Source organism: Nocardiopsis aegyptia, assembly GCF_013410755.1.
In the GTDB taxonomy this organism is placed as follows: Bacteria; Actinomycetota; Actinomycetes; order Streptosporangiales; family Streptosporangiaceae; genus Nocardiopsis; species Nocardiopsis aegyptia.
In genome coordinates this window covers 4,368,498-4,392,293 of sequence record NZ_JACCFS010000001.1, presented here as the reverse complement: position 1 = coordinate 4,392,293, position 23,796 = coordinate 4,368,498, and the positions used below count along the sequence as shown (strand labels likewise).

General features: G+C 71.6%; 22 protein-coding genes. 11 read left to right on the top strand and 11 right to left on the bottom strand.

The features are described 5' to 3' along the window. Window position 1 precedes the first annotated feature (1 nt). On the bottom strand, window positions 2-739 hold the full coding sequence (locus HNR10_RS19630) for a COG4315 family predicted lipoprotein (RefSeq protein WP_179825682.1): 738 nt from the start codon (window positions 737-739) through the stop codon (window positions 2-4). A 442-nt stretch (window positions 740-1,181) separates the two neighbouring features. Between HNR10_RS19630 and HNR10_RS19625 the strand changes: the two genes are divergently transcribed. Together HNR10_RS19625 and HNR10_RS19620 are read left to right on the top strand one after the other, a co-directional pair. Next, window positions 1,182-1,880 carry a hypothetical protein gene (locus HNR10_RS19625; RefSeq protein WP_179825680.1) on the top strand — a complete coding sequence of 233 codons (699 nt, stop codon included), beginning with the start codon at window positions 1,182-1,184 and terminating at the stop codon, window positions 1,878-1,880. Then, the gene (locus tag HNR10_RS19620; RefSeq protein ID WP_179825677.1) at window positions 1,877-3,331 is read left to right on the top strand and encodes an NADH-quinone oxidoreductase subunit NuoF family protein; all 1,455 of its coding nucleotides are present in this window, start codon (window positions 1,877-1,879) and stop codon (window positions 3,329-3,331) included. Before HNR10_RS19625 ends, HNR10_RS19620 begins: the two co-directional genes overlap by 4 nt. A gap of 110 nt (window positions 3,332-3,441) precedes the next feature. Here the strand turns inward: HNR10_RS19620 and HNR10_RS19615 are convergent, their stop codons facing one another. Next, the gene (locus HNR10_RS19615; RefSeq protein WP_179825675.1) at window positions 3,442-4,350 is read right to left on the bottom strand and encodes a universal stress protein; all 909 of its coding nucleotides are present in this window, start codon (window positions 4,348-4,350) and stop codon (window positions 3,442-3,444) included. Window positions 4,351-4,563: 213 nt separating this feature from the next. Between HNR10_RS19615 and HNR10_RS19610 the strand changes: the two genes are divergently transcribed. The 3 genes from HNR10_RS19610 to HNR10_RS19600 all read left to right on the top strand — a co-directional run bounded on the left by HNR10_RS19610 (window position 4,564) and on the right by HNR10_RS19600 (window position 6,714). Further along, window positions 4,564-5,289: a DUF998 domain-containing protein gene (locus HNR10_RS19610; RefSeq protein WP_179825673.1), complete on the top strand. Its 726-nt coding sequence runs from the start codon at window positions 4,564-4,566 to the stop codon at window positions 5,287-5,289. After that, the gene (locus HNR10_RS19605; protein ID WP_179825671.1) at window positions 5,286-5,699 is read left to right on the top strand and encodes a hypothetical protein; all 414 of its coding nucleotides are present in this window, start codon (window positions 5,286-5,288) and stop codon (window positions 5,697-5,699) included. The genes HNR10_RS19610 and HNR10_RS19605 overlap by 4 nt, the downstream gene beginning before the upstream one ends. A 190-nt stretch (window positions 5,700-5,889) precedes the next feature. Then, entirely contained in the window at window positions 5,890-6,714 is an 825-nt protein-coding gene (locus HNR10_RS19600) for a TlpA family protein disulfide reductase (protein ID WP_179825668.1), read from the top strand. 103 nt (window positions 6,715-6,817) lie between these two features. Here the strand turns inward: HNR10_RS19600 and HNR10_RS19595 are convergent, their stop codons facing one another. Both HNR10_RS19595 and coaA read right to left on the bottom strand, forming a co-directional pair. Beyond that, the gene (locus HNR10_RS19595; RefSeq protein ID WP_179825667.1) at window positions 6,818-8,884 is read right to left on the bottom strand and encodes a HelD family protein; all 2,067 of its coding nucleotides are present in this window, start codon (window positions 8,882-8,884) and stop codon (window positions 6,818-6,820) included. 888 nt (window positions 8,885-9,772) lie between these two features. Beyond that, complete coding sequence (gene coaA / locus HNR10_RS19590; protein WP_312889505.1) at window positions 9,773-10,678, bottom strand: type I pantothenate kinase; 906 nt, start codon at window positions 10,676-10,678, stop codon at window positions 9,773-9,775. Between the two features lie 333 nt (window positions 10,679-11,011). On the opposite strand from coaA, the gene glmS reads away from it, so the two are divergent. Further along, window positions 11,012-12,865 (top strand): glutamine--fructose-6-phosphate transaminase (isomerizing), encoded by a 1,854-nt coding sequence (glmS, locus tag HNR10_RS19585; protein WP_179825663.1) that lies wholly within the window; start codon window positions 11,012-11,014, stop codon window positions 12,863-12,865. 146 nt (window positions 12,866-13,011) lie between these two features. Here the strand turns inward: glmS and HNR10_RS19580 are convergent, their stop codons facing one another. Then, window positions 13,012-13,383, bottom strand: a complete 372-nt coding sequence (locus HNR10_RS19580; RefSeq protein ID WP_179825661.1) for an STAS domain-containing protein — start codon at window positions 13,381-13,383, stop codon at window positions 13,012-13,014. A 169-nt stretch (window positions 13,384-13,552) separates the two neighbouring features. After that, entirely contained in the window at window positions 13,553-14,107 is a 555-nt protein-coding gene (locus HNR10_RS19575; protein ID WP_179825659.1) for an ATP-binding protein, read from the bottom strand. A 311-nt stretch (window positions 14,108-14,418) separates the two neighbouring features. Here HNR10_RS19575 and HNR10_RS19570 point away from each other — a divergent pair, with 311 nt between their 5' ends. Then, window positions 14,419-15,321 (top strand): helix-turn-helix domain-containing protein, encoded by a 903-nt coding sequence (locus HNR10_RS19570; RefSeq protein WP_179825657.1) that lies wholly within the window; start codon window positions 14,419-14,421, stop codon window positions 15,319-15,321. Between the two features lie 635 nt (window positions 15,322-15,956). Beyond that, window positions 15,957-16,193 carry a DUF397 domain-containing protein gene (locus HNR10_RS19565; protein ID WP_179825654.1) on the top strand — a complete coding sequence of 79 codons (237 nt, stop codon included), beginning with the start codon at window positions 15,957-15,959 and terminating at the stop codon, window positions 16,191-16,193. Between the two features lie 182 nt (window positions 16,194-16,375). On the opposite strand, the gene HNR10_RS19560 is transcribed toward HNR10_RS19565, so the two are convergent. Further along, window positions 16,376-17,758: a KamA family radical SAM protein gene (locus HNR10_RS19560; protein WP_179825652.1), complete on the bottom strand. Its 1,383-nt coding sequence runs from the start codon at window positions 17,756-17,758 to the stop codon at window positions 16,376-16,378. Window positions 17,759-18,156: 398 nt separating this feature from the next. Here HNR10_RS19560 and plsX point away from each other — a divergent pair, with 398 nt between their 5' ends. Then, window positions 18,157-19,248, top strand: a complete 1,092-nt coding sequence (gene plsX, locus HNR10_RS19555; protein WP_179825651.1) for a phosphate acyltransferase PlsX — start codon at window positions 18,157-18,159, stop codon at window positions 19,246-19,248. Window positions 19,249-19,329: 81 nt separating this feature from the next. On the opposite strand, the gene HNR10_RS19550 is transcribed toward plsX, so the two are convergent. Together HNR10_RS19550 and HNR10_RS19545 are read right to left on the bottom strand one after the other, a co-directional pair. Beyond that, on the bottom strand, window positions 19,330-19,533 hold the full coding sequence (locus tag HNR10_RS19550; RefSeq protein ID WP_179825648.1) for a hypothetical protein: 204 nt from the start codon (window positions 19,531-19,533) through the stop codon (window positions 19,330-19,332). Window positions 19,534-19,762: 229 nt separating this feature from the next. Continuing rightward, the gene (locus tag HNR10_RS19545; RefSeq protein ID WP_179825646.1) at window positions 19,763-20,038 is read right to left on the bottom strand and encodes a hypothetical protein; all 276 of its coding nucleotides are present in this window, start codon (window positions 20,036-20,038) and stop codon (window positions 19,763-19,765) included. A 387-nt stretch (window positions 20,039-20,425) separates the two neighbouring features. Between HNR10_RS19545 and HNR10_RS19540 the strand changes: the two genes are divergently transcribed. Together HNR10_RS19540 and HNR10_RS19535 are read left to right on the top strand one after the other, a co-directional pair. Next, window positions 20,426-21,283, top strand: coding sequence for a helix-turn-helix domain-containing protein (locus HNR10_RS19540; RefSeq protein ID WP_312889350.1), 858 nt, complete (start codon window positions 20,426-20,428; stop codon window positions 21,281-21,283). A gap of 14 nt (window positions 21,284-21,297) precedes the next feature. Continuing rightward, a complete protein-coding gene (locus HNR10_RS19535; RefSeq protein ID WP_179825644.1) occupies window positions 21,298-21,486 on the top strand; it encodes a DUF397 domain-containing protein in 189 nt (62 codons plus the stop codon). A 123-nt stretch (window positions 21,487-21,609) separates the two neighbouring features. Here the strand turns inward: HNR10_RS19535 and HNR10_RS19530 are convergent, their stop codons facing one another. Continuing rightward, window positions 21,610-22,584, bottom strand: a complete 975-nt coding sequence (locus HNR10_RS19530; RefSeq protein WP_179825642.1) for a mechanosensitive ion channel family protein — start codon at window positions 22,582-22,584, stop codon at window positions 21,610-21,612. Window positions 22,585-22,782: 198 nt separating this feature from the next. Then, window positions 22,783-23,658 (bottom strand): NAD(P)-dependent oxidoreductase, encoded by an 876-nt coding sequence (locus tag HNR10_RS19525; RefSeq protein WP_376769798.1) that lies wholly within the window; start codon window positions 23,656-23,658, stop codon window positions 22,783-22,785. Window positions 23,659-23,796 lie beyond the last annotated feature (138 nt).

Genomic DNA, 23,796 nt, shown 5'->3' with positions numbered 1-23,796 from the left:
ATCAGAGCCCGGACGGAGCGGGGGCGCCCGGGGTCGTCACGCGTGCGGCGGGCATCGACCGGTAGTCGCCGCTGCCGTAGCCACCACTGTCGCCGTAGCCACCGCCGTCACCGGAGCCATCGGCACCACCGTCACCGGTGCCGCTGCCGTCCGAACCGGCGTCGCCGGCGTCCTCGGGCTCTCCGGTGCCGTCCTGGGCGGCGGTGATCATCTGCCCCGCGGGGCTGACGACGTACCAGGCCCCGCCCACCCCCTGGCCGTTGACGTCACCGGGTGCGGCGTCGCCGGCGTAGGTGTACAGGGGCCACTCGGCGTAGGTCAGCTGCGGAGCGCCGTCGTCGCGCTCGACGGTGCCGACGAGGTCGGCCGTGGCCGCGCCCCCGGCGCTGACCGGGGCGTCCTCGGCCCCGGAGCGCAGGGGCGGCCAGTTCTCGGCGCACTCGTCGAAGCACGAGGAGGTGCCGGGGCCGTCGTCGGTGAAGAGGTAGAGGACGTTGCCGTCGCCGTCGGTCAGGACGTCGCCGAACCGCTCGTTCGCGACCGTGCCCAGGGCGACGACGTCGCCGCCCTCCCCGGCCCGCTCCTCCTCGGGGCCGGCGGATTCGCCGTAGTCGGCCGGAGGTTCCTCGGGGTCGGCGACACCGGCGGGGTCGGGGGCCGAATCGTCGGTGGAACAGCCAGTGACCAGCAGGAACGTGGTCAGGCCGAGCGCCACGGCGCTCATCGCCTCAGTGCTCACAGACCTCTCCCATCAGTGATGTTACCGCTCGTATTTATCCGAACGTGATCGCCCGGAGATTGGCCAGTATGGACCTTTCGGTGGATTCACCGATGTCGAGATCTGGAACTCGGAACCGGACAGCACCGCTGAACTGGGGATTCGATCCCGAAAAAAATCCCGCCGAGGCCTTGACAACACCGCCCAGCCAAGAGAACCACCCAGAACGCCTGACGAAGACGGCCGACCGGTGCTATCTTCGGCCGCTACGATCCCCAGTCGTAAACCTCCTACCAATGGTGCAGCGCCGCGCGGAACCATGCCGCCCGGCGTTTGACGAGGGGTGGACACCATGTTCGGAAAACGCCGGGGACCCGGCCGGAACTCCCTCACCCGCAACGCTCGGAGCCGACCGGCCGGCAACCGCGCACCACGCCGCACACACTCCTGGATGTGGATATCAATGCTGGTCGGAGCGGTGGCGGCCAACACACTCCTGGCGCTGACCGTGCCGGGGAGCCGTACGGTGATGCGCGCGGCCCAGGACGCGCTGTGGACCTATTCCGGCGCGCTCTCCCTGGTCGGCCTCACCGTGACAACAGTTCTTGGCATTATCGCCACTGACCGCCTCTTCACCACTCCGCGTCAGCGCATATTCCACCAATCGTCCCACCGATCGACCGCACTGATTTCGGTGGGTTTCCTCTTATCCCACGTCGTTCTACAGATCTCGTTCACCCGTTTGAACGTCGGCAACGCATTGCTTCCGTTCGGTGTCGACGCGTCCGTGGCGTGTGGAATCATCGCCAGCGATCTGCTTCTGGTCATCGTCGTCACCGGCGTGCTGCGCGGCCGGTTCGCCGGCGCCTCCCACGCCTGGACGTGGCGCGCCACGCACCTGGCCGCCTACCTGTGCTGGCCGCTGGCCCTCGTACACGGACTGACCGCCGGACGCGCGGCGCCCGTCTGGGCCGTCGTCGCCTACATGCTGTGCCTGGTGGCCGTCTGCGCCGCGCTGGTGCTGCGCCTGGTGGTGACCTCGCGCCCCGTGTTCGACGACCAGGAGGCGCCACGCGCCGACTCCGAACTGCTCTCCCCGCACGGATCCACCGACGACGAACTGGAGTTCTGGTCGTCCATGCGCCCCGGAGGACGCCCATGACCACCGTCACCATCGGCCCGCCCCGCCTGACCACGGGGCTGGACGCGCACGAACGCGTCGACCACGACACCCACGTGCGCCTGCACGGCGCCCTGCCGCGGCTGGCCGCCGACGACCTCATCACGCTCGCCGGACTCGGCGGCCTGCGCGGCCGCGGCGGCGCCGGGTTCCCCTTCGCCCGCAAACTGCGGGCCGTGCAGCGCTCGGCCCACCACCGACAGACCTCCGCCCGGGTCGTGGTCAACGCGGCCGAGGGCGAACCCGGCAGCGCCAAGGACGCGATGCTGGTCGAACGCGTGCCGCACCTGGTGCTCGACGGCGCCGAACTGGCGGCACGCGCGCTCGGTGCGCGCGAGGTGGTGGTGGGCATCGCCGACCGGGTCGCGCGCGGCGCCGACGACCCGCTCCAGGAGTCGTTGCGCGCGGCGGTGGCCGAACGCCGCTCCACGATCGGCTTCCGGGTGGTGCGGATGCCGCACCGGTTCGTGTCCGGGCAGGCCGGCGCACTCGTGCAGGGCATCAACGGCAGGGCACCGGTCCCGCCCGGCAACCCGCGGCGCACCAGCGAGAGCGGGGTCGCGGGCCTGCCGACACTTCTGTCCAACGCCGAGACCTACGCCCAGGTGGCGCTGCTCGCGCTGGGCGGGGCCGACCAGTTCGCGGCGGTGGGCACGTCCGACCAGCCGGGGACAGTGCTGCTCACGGTCGGCGGGTCCACGGTCGTGGAGGCGCCCGCCGGCACCCCGCTGACACGGGTCCTGCACGTGTGCGGTGTGTCCCCCGGCCAGGCGGTGCTGGTCGGCGGGTACCACGGCGCCTGGCTGGCCCCCGACGTCGTGGCCCGCGCGCACCTGTCGCGCCGGGAGATGGCCGACGTCGGCGGCACCCTGGGCGCGGGTGTCGTCCTGCCGCTGCCCCGGACGACCTGCCCGCTGGGCGAGGTCGCCCGGGTCCTGCGCTACCTGGCCGACGAGAGCGCGGGCCAGTGCGGCCCGTGCCTGCGCGGCCTGCCCGCCCTCACCGAGTCGTTCACCGCGCTGATCGGCGGCGAGGGCGCTCCCGAGGCCGTCCTCACGGCCGCCGGGATCGGCGAGGGCAAGGGCGCGTGCGCGCACCCGGACGGCAGCGCGGTGTTCGCGCGCAGCGCGCTGGCGGTGTTCGCCGAGGACATGTCCACGCACGCCCTCACCGGGGGCTGCGGGCGCCCGGTCGTGGGCGAGCTGCCGCTGACCGGCGAGCCGGAACACCGGCACGCCCGGCTGCTGCTGGACTGGTCGCGCTGCGACGGGCACGGGCTGTGCGCGGAGTTGCTGCCGGAACTGGTCCGGCTGGACCGCAACGGCTACCCGGAGGAGCCGGACGTCCCGGTGCCCGACGCGCTGGCCGGCGACGCCGAGCTGGCCGTGCGCATGTGCCCGGCCCTGGCCCTGCGCGTGCGCGCGCCCTCCTGAGGCGGGCGAGACAGGGCCGGCCGTCCCAAAGCGGTCGACCGCACGGCGCCCGGTCTCCGACGCGCCCGCTCCCGAGGCGGCCGATCCCGGGGAGCCCGGCCCCGACGCGGTCAGCGCACGATGGCGACCGGTCCCCGGGCGCCGTGCAGGACGGAGTGGCTGACCGAGCCCAGCAGCAGCCCGCGGAACCCGCCCCTGCCCCGGGACCCCACGACGATGAGGTCGGCGGGGGTGGCCTCCTCCAGCAGCGCGACCACCGGGTGCGCGCGCACCACCCGCGTGCGCACGGTCACCTCCGGGTGGCGCCGCCGCGGCTCGGCGATCTCCTCCTCCAGCGACTGGCGCGCGGCCTCGGCCGCCGTGGCGTCGTCGAAGAGCTCGGGCGGGATGGGCCCGGTGGCCGCCGCGAAGGCCACCAGCGGCTGCCAGGCGCTCACCGCCACGAGTTCGGTCCGCGCGACCTCCGCGTGCCGGAACGCCACGTCGACCGCCCGGCGGCTGGGTTCGGACCCGTCGGTCCCCACGATCACCCGCCCCCGCACACCGTGCGCCGAGGCGTGCTCGCGGGGCAGCACGATCACCGGCACCGGAGCGCGGGCGGCCAGCTCGATGCCCACCGAGCCCACGAACGCGGCGACGATCCCGCTCAGCCCGCGCGAACCGACGACCACCGCGGCGCACCCCTCGGCGGAGGCCTCGGCCAGCAGGGCGTCGACCGGCCGCGCGTAGGACAGGCGGGTTTGGACCTCCAGTTCCGGGAACAGGCGGGACACCCAGTCGCCGGCGTAGTCGAGCAGGAGGGAGGCACCGCTGGTGTCGGTGTCGTCGGGGGGCACCTGTTCGGCGCCGCCGAGTCCGGCGAACGCGCCCACGCCCGCCAGCGGTCCCGCCGCCGTCACGATGCGGACTCCGAGACCGCGTTGCGCGGCCTGGTTGGCCGCCCACTCCAACGCGTGGCGACTGGACTCGGTGCCGTCCACCCCCACGACCACCCACCGTGTCGTGGTTGCGCCGTCCATCGCGTGCGCCTTTCTTGTCGGTCCTCGCCCCCGGTTCCCCGGGACCTCCTGATCGGTGTCTCCTGATCATGACCCGAGAACACGCACCCGCGCATAACGGTGCCGATGCGAGTTGGGTGAAGTAGTGTCCCAGCACGGTCGCCCGGCTGGTCGGGCCGACCGGTCCTGTTCGGCCAGACGTCGCCACCACCACGCGGGAACGGGGAGCGTGCCATGTCCTACGCCGGTGCGGACCACGTGCACTGGGACCAGCGGGACGGCCGGGTCGCGGCCGTGGCCGCCGCGGTCGTCTTCAGTTTCTGGGTCGTGGAGGTCGTCCTGCCCGGTGTGGGGGCGGCCCAGGGTGTGCTGGCGGATCCGGCCACGTCGTTCGGCCGGTTCCTCGACGGCGCCCACCGGGTGGCGTCGATCCTGGCCGTGCTCGCCGCCGCCCTGGGCCTGTCCCTGGGCGCGCGCTGGTCGCGGCGCTGGCTCACGGTGTCGTGGGCCTCGATGGCGGTGTTCGGTGCCGCCTCGCTCACCGCGTCCCTGCTGCCCGGCCCGTGCGTGGTGTCCACCGACGTCGCGTGCGCCGCGGAGTCCCTGGTCGAGGGGCTGGCGGGCGCCACCGTGGCCCAGGCGGTGGTCGCCGTCGTCGCGATGCTCGCGAGCCTGCTGGGGGTGGTGTCCCTGGCGGTGAGCCTGCGGCTGCACCGCAAGCGGTCGTGGATTCCGGTGGCCGCCGTGGCCGCCGTCCAGACCGTGGTGGTCGTGGCCGTGCTGGTCCTCGCGGGCCGTATGCTCGCGGCCGACGGCTCCGGCGCGCCGGGGGTCACTCTCGGCCTGCTGGAACGCGCCCACCTGGTGACGGTCGCCCTGTGGCTGCTCTCGGCCGGCGTCCTGCCCGGCCCCTGGAAGCGTCCCCCGCACGACGGCCGGACGGCGCCGGGCCGGGTGTGACCGGCCTGCGCGGCGGATCGCGGGCACGGCGCCGCCCGTCGTGCCGGGTACGGCTGGCCGTGCTCGACGCCAACTGGGCGATGATGTCGACCCTGCTCGACGAGGCGTTCGACGCCGAGGCTCCTCCCCTGGAACGGATCGACCGCTTCGTCCGGGGGTTCGGCGGCATGATCGCCCTGACGCGGGAGCGGATGGGCAGCACGCCCGACTGCCCCGTCGGAGGCCTGTCCGCCGAACTCTCCGCGCGCGGCCCGGAGATGCGCGCCCACGCGACGCGGATCCTGGACGCCTGGGCCGCCCACTTCACCGGCGCATCCGCGAGGCCCAGGCCCGTGGCGAGGTCGATCCCCTCGTCCCCCCTGAGGAGACCGCCCTGCGGATCGTGGCCCACCTCCAGGGAACGGCCCTGATCGCCAAGGCCTACGACCGCCCCGAACTCGTGGACCAGGCCCGGGACGGCGTGCGCGCCCTGCTCGGCCCGCCCCGCTGAGTTCGTCCTTCTCCGGACGCGGCACGGGGCCGCGTCCGCCTGCCCTTTGACTTGACTGATCAGTCAAGACCGCCCGTCCGAGGCGGCGCCGACCCGACCGAGGAGTCACCATGATCCGCACACCCGCCCCGACCGACGACGCGGCCGGACGCGCCTACCGCTTCGAGCGGTTCCGGACCGGACTGCTCTTGAGCGACATGTCCTTCCCGCCCGACGCGCCCGGCGCCGGTGACCGGATCCCCGCCTTCGACCTGGCGACCCTCGACGGTCCGCGGTTCACCAGCACGGACCTGGGACCACTGCCCGTCCTCCTGGTCTTCGGGTCGCGCACCTGCCCCGTGACCGAGAGCGCGGGGCCGGTCCTGCGCCGGCTGCACGAGGAGTTCGGGGCGGCGGTGCGCTTCGTCCTCGTCAACACCAGGGAGGCGCACCCGGGCCAGCTCGTGCCGCAGCCCCGGACCTTCGAGCGCAAGTGGGAGCACGCCCTCGACCTGCGCCGCCACCACGCCCTCCGGTTCGAGGTCGCGGTCGACGGCATCGACGGTGAGGCGCACCGCGCGTTCGGTCCCAAGCCGAACTCGGCCTACCTCGTCGATCCGGACGGCACGATCCGCTACCGGGCGCACTGGGCCAACGACGAAGGCGGCCTGCGCGAAGCCCTCTCCGCGGCCGTGCTGGGGCGGGCGCCCGCACGCGGCCACAGCAGGGGCATGGCGGGCTCGCTCCTGCGGGCCGTCGGCCACCTTCCGGGGACCGTGCGCGCGGCCGGTTCCAGGGTCGAACGCGACGTCTGGCTCGCCGCGCCGCCCCTGGCCCTGCTCGGGCGGCTGTCGCTGCTGTTCGGCCGGCTGCCCGCCGACCGCCGGGGCGCCGCAGCGGCCGCCGCACTGCTCGGGTTCCTGCTGACCGTCGCCCTGGTCGTTCTGCTCCTCTAGGGCACGTCCGGCCGGGATGCGTCCCGCCAGGGCGCGTTCCGCCACGGCGCGTTCCGCCAGAACGCGTTCCGCCACGGCGCGGTCCGCTGCGCCGCCGCCCGGCTCAGGCCAGGGCGGCGGGCAGCGGGCGGGCGTGGACGACGTGCAGGGTGCTCACCGCGCGGGTGAGCACCACGTAGAGGCGGTTGGTCCCGCGTTCCTCGGCGTCGACGATGGCCGCGGGCTCGGCGACCACCACCGCGTCGAACTCCAGACCCTTGGCCAGGCTCGCCGGCACCGCGACCAGGCGCGCGGAGTCCAGCCCGGTGTCGCCCTCCCCCAGCAGCGGCGCCGCCAGTCCCGCCTCCGCCAGTGCCTCCCGCAGCTCCGCGATCCCGCCGTCGGCGGCGATCAGCCCGACCGAGCCCTCCCCCTCCAGCACGCCCCGGCACGCCTCGACCACGCCCGACGCCAGGCCGTCCGCCGCCCGGGTCACCCGCAGGGCGCCGGGCGCGCGCCGCACCGCGACCGGGGCGCCCAGCCCGGGGGCGATCTCGGGCAGCAGCCGGGCGGCGTAGTCGATGATCTGCGCCGGGACCCGGTACCCCCGGTCCAGGACGCGCAGGTGGCCGGTCGGCTTGTCCAGGTGTTCCAGCAGCGTCGACCAGTTCGCGGCCGCCGCCGGGCTCGTGCCCTGTGCGATGTCGCCGAGCACGGTCAGCGACCCCGACGCGCAGCGCCGTCCGACGGCACGCGCCTGCATCGGGCTCAGGTCCTGCGCCTCGTCCACCACGACGTGCCCGAGGCTCACGGGACGCTCGATCATCGCGGCGGCCTCGTCGATCAGCACCATGTCCTCCAGGGACCACCGGGCCGACTTCGGCCCGCGCGGACGCCCCGGCAGCAGGACGGCGGCCTGCTCCTCGGCGGTGAGCAGGCCCTCGGCCGCGCGGGCGAGGCGCTCGGGGTCGGTGAGCAGTCCCAGCACCATCTTGGCCGGATCGACCTTGGGCCACAGGGCGGTGACCGCCGAGCGCACCGCCGGGTCCCGGCGCACCTGCTGGTGGGTGCGGTCGTCGCAGACCTCCCCGGCGCCCTCCATGAGCGACAGGACGGCGTGGGCGATCCGGTGTGACAGCAGGTCCCGTCCGGACCCGTAGGCGACGCCGCGGGAGGCGAGTTCGTCCAGCAGCGGGCGCAGGTCCTCGGGGTACAGCCGCCAGCGGCGCGAGCCCCGGCGCACCATGACCGTCTCCTCCGGAGTGCGCAGGTGCGCCCACAGGTCGCGGCGCAGCACCTCGGCCATCCGCGCCCGCCCCTTGATCCGCGCGGCGGCGGGCTCTTCCGCCCGCCGCACGGGCAGGCCCGCGTCCAGCATCTCCTCGACGGTGGTCTGGGCGACGTCGACCTCGCCCAGCGCCGGCAGGACGTCGCGGATGTAGGACAGGAACGACCGGTTGGGGCCGATGATCGCCACCCCGGACCGGGACAGGCGCTCGCGTTCGGTGTAGAGCAGGAAGGCGATGCGGTGCAGTCCGACGGCGGTCTTGCCGGTCCCGGGCGCGCCCTGCACGCACAGGGTGGTCTCCAGCGGTGCGCGGACCAGGTCGTCCTGTTCGGGCTGGATGGTGGCGACGATGTCGCGCATGGGGCCCGTGCGCGGGCGCTCGATCTCCGTGGCGAGCAGGTCGCCGCCGGCGTCCGACGTCGGCGCTTCACCGACCAGGGTCTCGTCCTCGAAGGCCGTCAGCACGGCTCCGCCGCCGAAGCCGTAGCGCCGGCGCACGCGCACGCCCATCCGGTCGCCGGGCGAGGCCCGGTAGTAGGCGACGCACACCGGTGCCCGCCAGTCGAGCACCATGGGCCGGCCCTCGGCGTCGTGCACGTGGCGCCGCCCGATGTGCACGCGGTCGGCGTCGCCGTCCTCGGAGACCGTGCCGGGATCGAAGTCCAGGCGGCCGAAGAACAGCGGCGCGCCGGGCACGTCGGCCAGTGCGGCGATCCGCCGCTCCCGGCCCTTGCGCAGCGCGGCGTTGGTGACCTTGTCGTTGACGACGTCGCCGAGCATCAGTTCGGTGCCCTCGACGTTCTCGCGCATCCGCCGCAGCGCGGCGCGGGCGGCGTCCAGGTGGTCGCGTTCGGCCTGGAGCTCGGGGCTCACGGGCACGGCGGAGGGATCGGTCGTGGTCATGGCGGGACCTCGGAGGGTTCGGCGGGACAGTGACGCGGCGGCGCGCGTGCGCGGGTCCCGCCCCGGTCGCCACGAGGGCCCGGTTCGTTCCGATCCAAGTGCACCCCAGGGGTGCGCCGCCAAAAGAGGCCTCAGCCTAGCGCCACCCCGCCCCGGGACCAAACCGGAGCCGCAGGTCCCTGCCACTGGGGGTTCGCGAGGGGCGCGGGCGCCTCGACCCGCGGGGGGTGACCCGCAGGCCAATCCGCCAGGGAGTGCGCAGGGGGTTGTAGCCGCACGAAAGCCGCCTACCTCGACCCAAGGGGGTGAGAGATAGGCCGTTCAGCATGCCCCCGACCCCAGGGGGTTGGAGCCGCATAAGACGGCCTACCTCAACCCGAGGGGGTGAAAGGTAGGCCGTTCAGCCAGCCCCGGCCAGAGGGGGGTTCGCGAGGGGCGCGCCAGTGTTCTGCAGGAGGAGACGGCGCCGCAGCGAGCTTGCGAGCAAGGCAAGTCGACGACGAAGAACACTGGCTCCCCGGCGCCCAGCGTCCGAGCCTGCGAGGGCGCCGGAGAGTACGGCGAGGGCGCCGACGCGTCCTGGAGGGCCTGGAGGTGCACTCCCGAGGAACGAGGGAGTGCACCGGAAGGACCGAAGGACGCGTCTCAAAGGCGCCCGAGCACGGGCCAAAGCTAGAAGGACTGCGCCGCAGGCGTCCGTTGAGGGTGGTGGCGGGCGACGGCGTGGGCACGAGCGGAGGCCCCAAAAAACACAGGAGGGCGCCGACGGGTCCCGGAGGGCCTGGAGGTGCACTCCCGAGGAACGAGGGAGCGCACCGGAAGGACCGAAGGGCGCGTCTTCCGGGCGCCCCGAGCACGGGCCAAAGCGAAGCGGAGGCCCAAGAGAAACTAGGTCTTGCGCAGGCGCACCCGGCGGACCCGGTGGTCGTCCCCCTTGTAGAGGACCAGCGTGGCCCGCCCCCGCGTCGGGCGGATGTTCTCGACCAGGTTGATCTCGTTGATCGTCCGCCAGGTGTTGGCCGCGAACTCCAGCGCCTCCTCCTCGCTGATGGAGGTGGCCATGTGGTGGAAGTACGAGCGCGGGTCCGAGAACGCCGTGCGCCGCAGCTCGCGGAACCGGTCCAGGTACCACCCGCGGATGTTCTCGACCTTGGCGTCGACGTAGATCGAGTAGTCGAAGAAGTCCGCCACGGCGAGCCGGCCGGCCGTGGCCGGCTGGAGCACGTTGATGCCCTCGACGATGAGGATGTCCGGGCGCAGCACGGTCTGCTTCTCCCCCGGTACCACGTCGTAGCTCAGGTGCGAGTAGACGGGGATGTCGATGCGCTCGGCCCCGGCCTTCATCTCCGAGACGAACCGCACCAGGGCGCGCCGGTCGTAGCTCTCCGGGAAGCCCTTCCGGCGCATCAGCCCGCACGACTGCAGCACCGTGTTCGGGTAGAGGAAGTTGTCGGTGCTGACCAGCTCCACGTTCGGGTGGTTGGGCCACTGCGCCAGCAGCGACCTCAGCAGCCTGGCCGTGGTGGACTTGCCCACCGCGACGCTTCCCGCCACACCGATGATGAACGGCGACGGGCGGTCCGCCTCCCCCAGGAACGCGCGCACGGCGGCGTGCCGCTGCTGTGTGGCGCCCACGTACAGGTTGAGCAGGCGCGACAGGGGCAGGTAGATGTCGCGCACGTCGTCCAGGGACGTGGGGTCGGTGGTACCCCGCAGAACGGCGAGGTCCTCTTCGGTCAGGGACAGCGGTGTGGAGGCGCGGAGGGCCGCCCAGGCCTCCCGGTCCAGCTCCACGTACGGCGATGACAGGCCGTTCTTCGTCGTGTGGGACACGAGTGACCACCCTAGACGAGGCACCGCACCGCACTTCGCACCCGGTCTCCCCCCAGGCCGGACCTGGGCGGACAACGTGGGTGAAACCACACGTTCACCCGTCCTTCACGGAAGGTTTTTTGGCCGGGTGCGGACGCGGTGAAATCCGTTCCACTCGGCGCCCCCATCGGGCCCCCACCTGCGTGGTCTACCACCCATACACCAAATGGTCTATACCGCTACCTGCGAAAACAACCAGTGGTATGGGTGAGTGGTTGGTCGAAACACCGCCCCTTTTCGCCTACGCTGGCGGCCATGTGCGGAATCGTTGGCTACGTCGGGCCGCAACCGGCGCTAGAGGTCGTCGTGAACGGCCTCGCAAGGTTGGAGTACCGCGGATACGACTCCGCGGGTGTGGCCGTCATCGGTGACGGCGTCCTGCGGAGCGAGAAGCGGGCCGGCAAGCTCGCCAACCTGCGCAGCGCTCTGGAGGCCGCCCCCATCAGTGGTGACGGCGCGGGGATCGGGCACACGCGGTGGGCCACCCACGGCGCCCCGAACGATGTCAACGCCCACCCCCACGTCGACAACGACAACCGGGTCGCGGTGGTCCACAACGGCATCATCGAGAACTTCGCCTCCCTGCGCCTGGAGCTGGAGGAGAGGGGCTGCAAGTTCCTCTCGGAGACCGACACCGAGGTCGCCTCCCACCTGCTCTCCACCGAGCTGGCCGACCGCGGCGACGGCGACCTGGCGGGCGCCATGCGCAGCGTGTGCCGCCGCCTGGAGGGCGCCTTCACCCTCGTGGCCGCCTCCGTTGACGACCCCGAGCTGGTCGTCGCGGCCCGCCGCAACTCCCCGCTCGTCGTCGGCCGTGGCGAGGGCGAGAACTTCCTGGCCAGCGACGTCGCCGCCTTCATCGCGCACACCCGCGAGGCGGTCGAGCTGGGCCAGGACCAGGTCGTGGAGCTGCGCGCCGACTCCGTCGTCGTCACCGACTACGACGGCAACCCGGTGGACGTGCGCGAGTACCACGTGGACTGGGACGCCTCCGCCGCCGAGAAGGGCGGCTACGAGTACTTCATGCTCAAGGAGATCGTCGAGCAGCCGCAGGCGGTCGCCGACACCCTCCTGGGCCGGGTCACGGTCGAGGGGCACCTCACCCTCGACGAGATGCGCCTGACCCCGCAGGAGCTGCGCTCGGTCGAGAAGATCGTCATCATCGCCTGCGGCACCTCGTACCACGCGGGCCTGATCGCCAAGTACGCGATCGAGCACTGGTGCCGGATCCCGTGCGAGGTGGAGGTCGCCAGCGAGTTCCGCTACCGCGACCCCATCCTTGACCAGCGGACCCTGGTCATCGCCATCTCGCAGTCCGGCGAGAGCATGGACACCCTGATGGCGGTCCGCTACGCCCGCGAGCAGCGCGCCCGCGTGCTGGCGATCTGCAACGTCAACGGGTCCACGATCCCGCGCGAGTCCGACGGCGTGCTCTACACCCACGCGGGGCCCGAGGTCGGCGTGGCCGCCACCAAGACCTTCCTGACCCAGCTGGCCGCCTGCTACCTCATCGGCCTCTACCTGGCGCAGGTGCGCGGGCTGAAGTTCGGCGACGAGATCAACACGGTCATCGCCCAGCTGGCCACCATGCCCGAGCAGGTGGAGCGGGTCCTGGACACGATCGAGCCGGTCCGCGAGCTGGCCCGGTCCCTCTCCGACGTGGACACGGTGCTGTTCCTGGGCCGCCACGTCGGCTACCCGGTGGCGATGGAGGGCGCGCTCAAGCTCAAGGAGCTGGCCTACATGCACGCCGAGGCGTTCGCGGCCGGCGAGCTCAAGCACGGCCCGATCGCGCTGATCGAGGACGGCCTCCCGGTCGTCGTCGTGGTGCCCTCGCCCAAGGGGCGCAGCGTGCTGCACGACAAGATCGTGTCGAACATCCAGGAGGTGCGCGCCCGCGGCGCCCGCACCATCGTCATCGCCGAGGAGGGCGACGAGTCGGTGCGCCCGTACTCGGACGTGCTCATCGAGATCCCCGCCGTGCCGACCCTGCTCCAGCCGATCGTGTCGACGATCCCCATGCAGGTGTTCGCGTGCGAGCTGGCGCTCGCCAAGGGCAACGACGTGGACCAGCCGCGCAACCTCGCCAAGAGCGTCACGGTGGAGTAGCGGCTCCACACCACGGAGAACACGGTGTGGCCGGTCGGGTGCAAGAGTGCCCCGACCGGCCACGTGCCGTTTCGAGGCCTGCGCGCGGAGCCTGCGTGCGGGGACGACCGGCCGAGCGCCGGGCTCCGGCGCGGGGCCGGGGCGGCTCAGCGGCGTCGGGGGGCGGGGACCATCGACCGGTGGGCGGCCAGTGCCGTGTCGACGTCGGGGTGCGTGGGCAGGACCGCGTGCAGGGCCAGGACGTCCAGGATGCGTGTGAGCTGCGCTGGCGGCGCGGCCAGCGCGAGGTGGTGGTGGGCGCGTACGGCGGTGCGCATGGCACCCACGAGGGCGTTGACCCCGGAGGCGTCGATGAACTCCACGTCGGACAGGTCGACGACGACGCAGCCGTCGGAAGCCGCCGTCACCAGGGCGGCGAACACCTGGTCGGCGGTCGCGATGTCGATCTCACCGCCCAGCTCGACGACGGTCGTGCCGTCGCATACGAACCGGCCCTGTCCCGTGTCCAGTACGGCCACGCCTCACTCCCGGGCTCGGATGGAAGGGTTGTCTGTCCTGATCGGCCGAAAGCCGATTTGTGTAGCCAGACTACTCGCTCCGGGCGACGAACCGTTGCCGTCCACAGCCCGGCCCGGCTCCCCCGTACTTCCTCCCGCGGGCTCCGGCGCCTCCCTCTCCCGCCGGCCCCTAGTGCCCCTCGGAGCCGCAGATGGCCCAGACGACCTTGCCGAAGCCCGGCACCGGGTTCCAGCCCCACTCGCGGCTGAACGCCGAGACGAGCCCCAGCCCCCGGCCGGACTCGGCGAAGTGGTGGGCGTCCACCTTCATCGGCGCGCCCGGGCTGGAGTCGGCCACCGCGCACGCCACCGCCGAGCGGTCGCGCAGCAGCCGCACCTGGACCAGGACGCGGACGCTGCCCGGGTCCGCGCCCGCAGGGACGGCGTGCCGACAGGCGTTGCCCACCAGCTCGGAGGTGACCAGGCGCAGGTCCTCGGCGACTCCCGGGAGATCCCACTCGGCCACGGTCTCGGCCACGAACTCCCGGGCCGCGCGCACCGAGTCGGCGGTGGACGGGAAGGCCTGGGCGGCGCCCTCGGGGGTGCGTGCTCGCTCGCCCACCCGAAGCCGGCCCAGGGCGTTCGCCCACCAGCCGCCGGGGGAGTCGTCGGCGACCTCCGCGAGACGTGTGGGGGGGCGGGATGCCTCGGAGTCCAGCTCCGACGGCACCAGCTCTGCGTTCATCACGGTCCTCACCATGTGACGTCGGGTCGTGCGGTCCGGTCGGATGCCCCGGTTGTGGCTTACATCGGTAAGACACAGATGCACGTGCAGTTCAACGTTCGGCCACACTATAGGACGATCAGCACTTATTGGTAGATGTCATTGCAAGAATTCACACGCGAACACCCCTGGCGACACATGGATCGCGCGTCACGGACCACCCGAACGAGGACTTCGGCGACCCCCTGTCCCAAACCAGACCTCCTCGGTATACTGAGCGGTCGCTCGCGCCAAAGCCGCTACAGGGAGGCGAAGTGGTCGCCGATCATGCAATGAACCTGCAGGTCAGTGAGGATTTCCTGGCCAATTCCAGTGGCGGTCCCACTGTCCTGCGCATTCTCCTCGGAACCCAGCTCAGGAGGCTGCGGAAGGAGAAGGGCATTTCCCGGCACGACGCCGGCTACGCCATCCGCGCCTCGCACGCCAAGATCAGCCGGATGGAACTCGGCCAGGTCAGCTTCAAGCGCCGCGACGTCGATGACCTGCTCAAGCTCTACGGGATCGACGACGCCGAGCAGCGCGAAGCGCTCCTCGGGCTCATCTCCAGCGCCAACGCACAGGGCTGGTGGCACAAGTACGGCGACGTCCTGCCGCAGTGGTTCGGCGTCTACGTCGGCCTGGAGGAGGCCGCCTCGATCATCCGTACGTTCGAGGTCCAGTTCGTGCCCGGCCTGCTCCAGACCCGCGAGTACGCGCGGTCCGTGGTGCGCCTGTCGCGCACCACCAGGAGCGAGGACGACATCGACAGTCGTGTGCAGATGCGCATGCGTCGCCAGGCGCGCTTCGTCGAGCCGGAGGTGCCGGCGGACGCCCCGCGCCTGTGGGCCGTCATCGACGAGGCCGTCCTGCACCGCCCCTACGGCGAACCCTCCGTGATGCGGGAGCAGATCGAGTACCTCATCGAGGTCGCCCGCCGCCCCAACGTCACCATCCAGATCGCCACGTTCGCCATGGGCGGCCACCCGGCCGCGGGCGGTCCGTTCAGCATCCTGCGCTTCCCCACGCCGCAACTGCCCGACGTGGTCTACCTGGAGCAGCTGAGCAGCGCCCTGTACTTCGACAAGTTCGACGACACCCACCGGTACGCGCAGACGATGGACCACCTGGCCACGCAGGCGCCGCCACCGTCCGAGACCGAGGAGATCCTGCGCGGGTTCCTGGAACGCTACTCCTAGTTCCGGGACCCACGACGCCGACCGTTCGGGCGCCTTGAGTACGGGAACCTTCGGGCCCTACGGTGCACTCCTCGTTCCTCGGAGTCCACCTGCGGACCCCCCAGAGCCCCGTCGGCGCCCTCCCTGTACCCACTTCGACCTTCGGCGCGGGCGCCCCTCCGCCCGCCCTCCTCCCCCTTCCCTGCCGTACTCCCCTCCCTCTCCTTCCACCTCCACATCTCCCTCATCCCCCGACCCTCCGAGCTCTTCGCTCACCGCGCCGCCCCACCCCCAGGGCCGCCACTCTCCGTGCGCGAGTCGGAACACTGTGCGCGGGTCGTGACCGGCTTCGGCCACGACCCGGCAACGATCCCGGTTCACTGAACCGTCACTCAACCGCACGCGTTAGCCATGACATGCGGTTTCGTCCGCCCATGACTCCGGGTCCATCCGGATGTACTTACGGCTGTAATCACGGATGCACGTGCATGGGCTACTCTGTGGACCCGCACCGGGACATACCGGACGGAGTCATCGGCCACCCGGCCGAGCGCCGTCCTCCCATCCCCCGGTGGTCGGACACGTCTGGTGCGGCGGACTGAACCGCCGCGCGTGAACCCCCGCTCACGCGTCCGCCCGGAGTTCAGGAGGTTGAGATGCAGCCGATCTACAACGGCGTCCCCGCCGGCCAACTGCCCAAGGTCGTCTGGACCAAGAGCAGCTGGAGCAATCCGGACGGGAACTGCGTTGAGGTCGCCACGCTTCCGGACGGCGACATCGCCGTACGCAATTCGCGAGACCCGCACGGACCCGCCCTCGTCTACACCCCCGGTGAGATCGAGGCCTTCGTGCGCGGCGCCAAGACCGGTGAGTTCGACCGGCTGCTGGGCTGACGTCAGGCCCGGCCCGGGCACCCTTCCCCACGGCGAGGACCATCCCCGGATCGCGCCCGATCCGGGGGCCCCGCGCGGTCTCCCCCGGCCGCGCACGGGCTCTTCCGTCCACGGAGCGGGCGCGCGCGAGGAGCCCGGCACCCCCAGGGGTGCCGGGCTCCTTGTCGGTCGTCCCCGTGACGCTAGAGGCGCGTGGGGTCCACCAGGCCGTCGGCCGACCCGACCGGCGCGTTCTCCCACGGGAAGTGGGTGGCGCCGAGCGCGGGCTTGAGGTCGAACAGCCAGGCCGCCTTCTCGTCGTACTTGGCGAAGAAGGGGCGGCCCACCAGCTCGGGGTCGCGCGCCTGGATGAAGTGCAGGACGAAGACCTTCTCGCCCGCGACCTCGGTCACGCCGTCGACGCACACCTTGCCCGGCGTCGCCGACATCGACGGCCCGCGCACGGTGCGGGCCAGACCCGACACCTTCTGGTAGGCGTCGCGGAAGATCTCGTAGGCCTCCGCGAGCGGCACCGCGAAGTAGTCCTGCGGGCCCGTGTCGCGCTCGACGAACATGTAGTACGGGACCATCCCGTGGCGCAGGTGCGTGCGCCACATGGACTCCCAGACCGCCGGGTCGTCGTTGATCGTGCGGATCAGCGGCGCCTGGGTGCGGATGACCGCGCCGGTCGAGCGGATGCGGCGCACCGCCTCCTGGACCAGCTCCGGCTTCATCTCGTTCGGGTGCGAGAAGTGCGCCATGAACGCCAGGTTCTTGCCAGAGGCGACGACCTTCTCGAACAGGCGCAGCGTGTCGTCGGCGTCGGGGTCGGTCACGAAGCGCTGCGGCCAGTAGGCCAGCGCCTTGGTCCCGATCCGGATGGCCTCCAGGTGCTCGATCTCCAGCAGCGGCTCGATGTACCTGGAGATGACCCCCTCACCCATGATCATCGGGTCGCCACCGGTGAACAGGACACTGGTGACCTCGGGGTGCGAGCGGACGTACTCGACCAGCTGGTCGATGTCGCTGGAGGCGAACTTCAGGTCCGCGTCACCGACGAACTGGGCCCAGCGGAAGCAGTACGTGCAGTACGCGTGGCAGGTCTGCCCCTGTTTGGGGAAGAAGAGCACGGTCTCCTTGTACTTGTGCTGGACGCCGGGGACGGGCTCCTCGTTGCCGATCTTCGGCACGTTGAGGTCCATCTGGCCCGCGGGGTGCGGGTTCAGGGTGGCGCGGATGTGGTTGGCGGCCTCGTTGAGCTCCTTGCGCGAGGCACCAGAGCGCAGCAGATCGGCGATCCTGGCCACGTCGCCCGACGGCAGCATGTCGGCCTGCGGGAAGACGAGCCGGTAGATCGGATCGTCCGGAGCGGCATCCCAGTCGATCAGCTCGTCGACGACGTAGCTGTTGACCCGGAACGGCAGCACCTGGGCCACCGCCTGGACCGCGAGCCGCTCGTCGGCGGCGAGACCGGCTCGCGCCGTGAGCTCGTCAAGGTGCTTCGTCGTGTAGGCACGAAACCGACGTCCGGCGGACGGGGACAGTGCCGCGTCTGGCGTAACGCTCACGCCTCTCCTCTCCTGCATGTGGGGTGGGCCACCCGATGCCGGGCAGCCCTCATCCGGCGGTTCCGGCGCACGGGGACGCCGACGAACCACCGGAAACGGTCATTGGTGTTGTTGTTCGTGTTCGGAGCGTTTCGCAAGACCGAACCAGCGAGCGGGTATACCCCGACAAGGGGTTTTGTACCCACTCTGCCCAAAATCCAGCTCTGACCTGGACAGACAGGAAGTATCCTCGCATGAACCCACGAACACGGCGGACAAGGGCACGTGTCGGGCGACCCGATAGCGTGTGGTCACACCACCGGCCGAGCCCCTGACAGGGCACGCTTCGCGGCGCCGCCGGACACCGTAGGACCTGCGCCGACGGGTACACCACGCCCTGCGCGCGCCCATCGACCCACCCGTGAAGGGCACACCTGTTGAGTGGCACATCCGACGCGGAGACGTCCGAGGTCCCGCGCACGTCCCCGCCGATCATCGCCGTGGACGCGATGGGCGGGGACCACGCGCCCGGCGAGGCGGTGCGGGGCGCGGTGATCGCCGCGCGCGAGCACGGGCTGCGGGTCGTGCTCGTGGGCCGGCGGACCGAGATCCACGCCCAGTTGTCCGAGCTGGACGCGCTGCGCGACATCCCGGTCGTGCACGCCGAGGACAACCTCGCGATGCACGAGGGCGCGCTGGCCAGCTGGCGGCGGCCCCGGTCGAGCGCGGCCGTCGCGTGCAGGCTCATCCGGCGGGGGGACGCCGACGCCCTGGTCTCGGCCGGGTCCACCGGCGGCGTCGTGGCGACGTCCACGGTGCGGTTGCGCACACAGCCGGGCGTGCTGCGGCCGGCGCTGGCGGTGACACTTCCCACCGGGGAGACCCCGACGATCATGGTCGACGCCGGGGCCAACGCCGACGCCAAGCCGGAGATGCTCGTGCAGTTCGCCCATCTGGGCTGTGCCTACGCGCAGACGGCGTTCGGCGTGCGCAAGCCGCGGGTGGGGCTGCTCACCATCGGTTCGGAGCCGGGGAAGGGCAACCGCCTGGTGCGGCGGGCCACGGAACTGCTGGCGGCCACCGCGGAGGGCGCGCACAGCATCGACTTCCGGGGCAACATCGAGGGGCACGACCTGCTCGCCGGGAAGGTCGACGTAGTAGTGACCGACGGCCACACCGGGAACGTGGCGCTCAAGTCGGTCGAGGGGACCGCGGCGTTCGCGATGGAGGCCGTGCGCCAGGCGCTGACCTCCACCACGCTGGCCAAGGCGGGGGCGTTCCTCCAGCGCGGCGCGCTCAGGGAGTTGCGCGAGCGGTTGGACAGCGAGACCTACGGGGGCGCCGCGCTGCTGGGGCTCAACGGAACGGTGGTCATCGCGCACGGCGACAGCCGCGCCAAGGGCATCGCCCGCGCCTGCCGGCTCGCGCACGACCTGGCGGGCGGGCGGATCGGTGACCAGATCCGGCGGCGGGTGCACACCCGGCCGCCGAACTGGCTGCACCGGCTGGCCCAGTCCGAGGAGCGCTGAGGGCGCCCTCGACGGAGGCCCCCGCGCGCCCCGGACCGGGCGGGACCCACCCATCGGGTCGGCGTCAGTGTCGGGGAGCGGTCATGGCGCCTCCCCGTGTCGTGTCAGAAGACCCCACATCTGCCGGTGATCGGCGGCGGTGAGGAGTTCGTACGGATCGCCGGGACCGGTCCAGCCGACCGGGCGGTGAGCGACGATCAGCGTGCGGCCGTCGTCGGTGTCCGTGGTCGTGAGGATCCACCGGCCCGCGATCAACGAGTCCAGGGCCCGGTCGAGCGCGCTCACCGCTTCGCCGTCGCGTCCTCCAGGGGCGAGGACCACACCAGAGGTGTTGGGTGGGGGTCGGGGCGGCGGCCCCGGACTACGCGCGTCACAGGGCCTCTGACGGCTCCCCAGACGGGTTCTCCCTCCAGGGTCGGGCCCAGGTAGCGAACCCTGGCGCCGTGTGTCCGAGCCCATGCCGACAGGGCGCGCAGGCTCGGCAGCTCGCGGATGTCACAGACCGTGCGGGGCTTCATGCCCGGCCTCCGGACACCACGCTCAGTGAGGGTCGGTCCCCGGGCACGGGCTGGTAGCAGAGCGGAAGGTCGTGGAGAGCGCGGTCGAGTTCCTCGATCGCCTCGGCCAGGTCGCCGGTGCTCCGGGCGTGGTCGATGGCCGCGCACACGGCCACCGTGCGCCGACGCTCCAGCCTCGCACGCAGTTCGGCGCCGTTCCCGGTCGCGGCGGGAGGAAGGGAGAGGGCGTCCGAGATCGCGTCGAGGAGCATCTCCGTGCGGATGTCGATCATGCCCACGCCCCCATCCGGAGGAGGGTCGACACGAGCGCGCCGAGGACGTCGGCCGGAGGCCGGGGCCACGGGATCGGCGGGGGCGCGTAGGCCCGCACCCGGGAGGCCCGGCAGGTTCGGCCGGTGCGTATGAGACGTGCGTGGTCATGGGTCAGGTAGCGCACAGGGCGCCTCCTCAGCATGGATGCCGGATGGGAGGTCCGGCGGGAGCCTTCAGGTGATCCCATAGTGACTCTCTGCATATAGATTTGCAATACCCATCTTAAGAAGGGTGTAAGAATCTTTCGCGTGATCACCGTCTAGTGATGGGTAGTGCGTAGAATGTCGGCTTCTCAACGCCCGGCCGTAGGATCAGGCACGCAGAAGCGTGATCTGAGGAGGTCCCACGTGGCCAGCCCGACCTTGCGGCGACGCCGCCTGTCCAGGCTGCTCCGCGAGCAGCGCGAGGAGCTTGGCTGGACCGCCAGCAAGGTCGCCAAGGAGGCAAAGGCCCGTTCCGGCAAGCCGCGAGGCTGGTCCGCCAGCAAACTGACCCGTCTGGAAGGCGGCGACTGGAAGCGCGTCAACAGTGACGACGTTCTCACTCTGCTCGACGTCTACGGTGTCACCGATCCGTCCGACCGAGAGGCGTACGTCGCTCTGGCCCGGGAGGCCAACCAGCGGGGCTGGTGGGCGAGTTTCGGCGACGCACTCGGGTCTGGACAGTTCGTCGGCTTGGAGTCCGAAGCATCCTCCATCCGGACCTACGAGTCGATGTGCATTCCGGGGCTTCTCCAAACGCCGGAGTATGCTCGCGCGATCATCAGTGGCAACGGCCTGGTCGCCGACGAAGACGAGCTGACGACCCGCGTGGACGCCCGGATGTTCAGGAAGAATGTCTTCACAAAGACAAAGCCGGTGACGTTCTGGGCGGTGCTCGACGAAGCGGCGCTCCTGCGGATCACTCCGGCCCTGAGCGATCAGCTGGAGCACCTCTTGCACATGGGCTCCCAGTCGAACATCGGTATCCAGGTGCTCCCCATAGATCGGGGTCCACACGCTGCGATGACGGGGCAGTTCGTCATCATGGAGTTTCCGCTGCCGGATCCGCCCGTCGTCTACCTTGAGGTCATGTCCGAGGAGCTCTACTTGGAGAAGCCCGAGGAGATCACTCGGTACCAGCACGTATACGACTACGTGCAGGCGGAGGCCCTGTCGGTCTCTGACTCGCGACAACTCATCCGCGACCGACTCGCATCACTATGAAGTAAGGCGCTCCGATGCCTGAGACATCCCACCCCAAGTTCCGCAAGTCCTCTTACAGCGGTGCTACCACTCAGAACTGTGTCGAGGTCGCCGACCTCACCAACGCAGCAGCCGTCCGTGACTCCCAGAACCCTCAACTGGGACACCTGGAGGTTTCGGCCGGGGAGTGGTCTGCACTCCTGCGCGCGGCGACGCGCGACTAGGCGAAAACGACAGCGGCCCCCTGCGAGTGCAGGGGGCCGCTGTCGTGCTTTACCTGAAAGCATCCCGAGAACACCCTACCGACCGCCCTCGCGACCGACCAGGCTCTACCGAAGCGGGGTCCGTCAGGCGGCGCTGCCGTCGCCGGACTTCATCCACACCGTGCGCTGGGGGAACGGGATCTCGATGCCCGAGGAGTCGAGCGCGGCCTTGACCCGGCGGCGCAGCTCCCGGGTCACGCCCCACTGCTCCAGCGGGACGGTCTTGGCGGCCAGGCGCACCACGACACCGTCCGCGTCCAGGGACTGCACGCCCCAGACGGTCGGGTCCTCCAGGAGGAACTTCCCGAACTCCGGGTCCTCGCGCATCTCCCGCCCGGCCCGCTCCAGGACCTCGTAGACCCTCTCCAGGTTGGACTCGTAGGCCACGGAGACGTCGAGGACGGCGCGGGCCCAGTCCTGGCTGTCGTTGCGCACCCGCTGGATCTCGCCGTTGCGGATGTACCAGAGGCCGCCGTTGATGTCGCGGACCTGGGTGATCCGCAGACCCACGCTCTCGACCTCGCCGACCGCCTCGCCGAGGTCGACGACGTCGCCGACACCGAACTGGTCCTCGGCCATGATCAGCAGGCCGGACAGGTAGTCGGCGACGAGGCTCTGGGCGCCGAAGCCGATCGCCAGGCCGACCACACCCGCGCTGGCCAGCAGCGGGCCCAGGGCGATACCGACCTCGCCGAGCACCATCGCCAGGGCGGTCACCACGATGACGATCGTCGCGAAGCTGCTGAGCACCGAGCCGAGGGTGCGGGCGCGCTGCTGGCGCCGCTCGTCGGCACGGGACGGGTCGCGCTGGAGGACCGCGGGCCCCCGGGCGAAGCGGCTCTGGCCGTTCCTGCCCTCGCCGGACCTGAGCACGCGCTCCACGAGACGGGAGATCGCGCGCCGGGCCAGGGCCCGAAGGATCAGCGCGCCGACGACGATCAGGAGGATCCGCAGGGGAACGCCGATCACCAGATCGAGGTTGCTCTGGATCCACGCGGGCAGGGCGACCGCCTGACCTATGGCTTCGCTGTTCACTATGTCGAGCTCGGCGGGTGCCATGGAAGTTGCTCCACTTTGTTGGATGGACATACGCGACGATCGACGTAGAACGTACTTGCGTTCCTTCGCACTGGTCAAAGCCTGTGAGTCGGATCTCCGTACCGCCACGGGCCCGCCGGGGAGGTCCCGCCCGGCTGAGCAGACCCTCCCGGTCGATCCAGGTGTCCTACGCCACCGGGAGGCGGGCCCGCCGGGCTCTCACCGGTAGGCCGCCGCGACGGCGGTGAGGTCGTCGTCGGCGTGCCCGAGCGCGCCGGCCCGTTGGTAGCAGGCCAGCGCGGTGCGGCTCATCGGGGTCTCACCGGCGTGCTCCTCGGCGAACGCGGTCAGGTAGCGCAGGTCCTTGGCCACGAGCCGCACCGGGAAGTTCGGCGCGAAGTCCCCGGCGGCCATGACGCCGAGGGCTCGTGCGGCGGCGGGGCTGGTCACCGGCAGGTCGGCGAGGAAGCGGACCGACTCCGCCGGGTCGAGGCCCGCGCGCCGGGCCACGCCGAGCAACTCGGCCATGGTGGCGACCTGGGTGGCCAGGGAGGCGTTGACGAGGAGCTTGAGAGCGGCGGCCGATCCGTATGCACCGACGTGGTGGATCCGTGCCGCGCTCTCCTCCAGCACGCCTCGGGCGTCCGCCAGGACCTCGGGCGGCCCACCCACCAGGTGGACCAGCGCACGCGCCTCGACCTGGGGGCGAGATCCGATCATCGGTGCCTCCAGGAACCGCAGACCGGCTTCGGCGGCCGTCGTGGCCAGCTTGGCCACCCATCCCGGGGACAGTGTGCCGGCCTCGATGGCCAGAGTGCCCGGCACCGCCCCCGCCAGCACCCCGGTGCGCGGGTCGAGCCACACGGCCTCGGAGGCGTCGTCGTCGCTGACGGTGACGAGCACGACATCGGCCTGAGCGGCGGCGTCCGCCGGGGACCCGGCCGCCACCGCGCCCGCGGCGACCATCTGCCGTACCGGTGCCGGGGACCTGTTCGCCACCACCACACGGTGGCCACTGGTGCGGAGGTTGCGCGCCAGGCGAACACCCATCCCGCCGAGTCCGATCACCGCGACACGGCGCGGAGCGGTCCTCACGGCCTCCGCCCGCACCGCTTCGGCCGGCGATTCCACCGCTTCCGTCGGCACCGGTCCCTCCTGCTTCAGTCCCGCCTCCACCACGCTCGCCTGCTCCGTTCGCCCTTGCACCACTTCCGCCTCCACCACCTTGGCCTT

What these genes read in the sequence shown, in the direction of transcription:
- HNR10_RS19575 (WP_179825659.1), bottom strand. Translation starts at nt 14,107, where the DNA reads ATGAACGCAGAGCTGGTGCCGTCGGAGCTGGACTCCGAGGCATCCCGC.
- HNR10_RS19560 (WP_179825652.1), bottom strand. Translation starts at nt 17,758, where the DNA reads ATGCAGGAGAGGAGAGGCGTGAGCGTTACGCCAGACGCGGCACTGTCC.
- HNR10_RS19545 (WP_179825646.1), bottom strand. Translation starts at nt 20,038, where the DNA reads ATGATCGACATCCGCACGGAGATGCTCCTCGACGCGATCTCGGACGCC.
- HNR10_RS19595 (WP_179825667.1), bottom strand. Translation starts at nt 8,884, where the DNA reads ATGACCACGACCGATCCCTCCGCCGTGCCCGTGAGCCCCGAGCTCCAG.
- HNR10_RS19570 (WP_179825657.1), top strand. Translation starts at nt 14,419, where the DNA reads ATGAACCTGCAGGTCAGTGAGGATTTCCTGGCCAATTCCAGTGGCGGT.
- glmS (WP_179825663.1), top strand. Translation starts at nt 11,012, where the DNA reads ATGTGCGGAATCGTTGGCTACGTCGGGCCGCAACCGGCGCTAGAGGTC.
- HNR10_RS19625 (WP_179825680.1), top strand. Translation starts at nt 1,182, where the DNA reads ATGCTGGTCGGAGCGGTGGCGGCCAACACACTCCTGGCGCTGACCGTG.
- HNR10_RS19615 (WP_179825675.1), bottom strand. Translation starts at nt 4,350, where the DNA reads ATGGACGGCGCAACCACGACACGGTGGGTGGTCGTGGGGGTGGACGGC.
- HNR10_RS19535 (WP_179825644.1), top strand. Translation starts at nt 21,298, where the DNA reads ATGCCTGAGACATCCCACCCCAAGTTCCGCAAGTCCTCTTACAGCGGT.
- HNR10_RS19610 (WP_179825673.1), top strand. Translation starts at nt 4,564, where the DNA reads ATGTCCTACGCCGGTGCGGACCACGTGCACTGGGACCAGCGGGACGGC.
- HNR10_RS19600 (WP_179825668.1), top strand. Translation starts at nt 5,890, where the DNA reads ATGATCCGCACACCCGCCCCGACCGACGACGCGGCCGGACGCGCCTAC.
- HNR10_RS19620 (WP_179825677.1), top strand. Translation starts at nt 1,877, where the DNA reads ATGACCACCGTCACCATCGGCCCGCCCCGCCTGACCACGGGGCTGGAC.
- HNR10_RS19530 (WP_179825642.1), bottom strand. Translation starts at nt 22,584, where the DNA reads ATGGCACCCGCCGAGCTCGACATAGTGAACAGCGAAGCCATAGGTCAG.
- HNR10_RS19565 (WP_179825654.1), top strand. Translation starts at nt 15,957, where the DNA reads ATGCAGCCGATCTACAACGGCGTCCCCGCCGGCCAACTGCCCAAGGTC.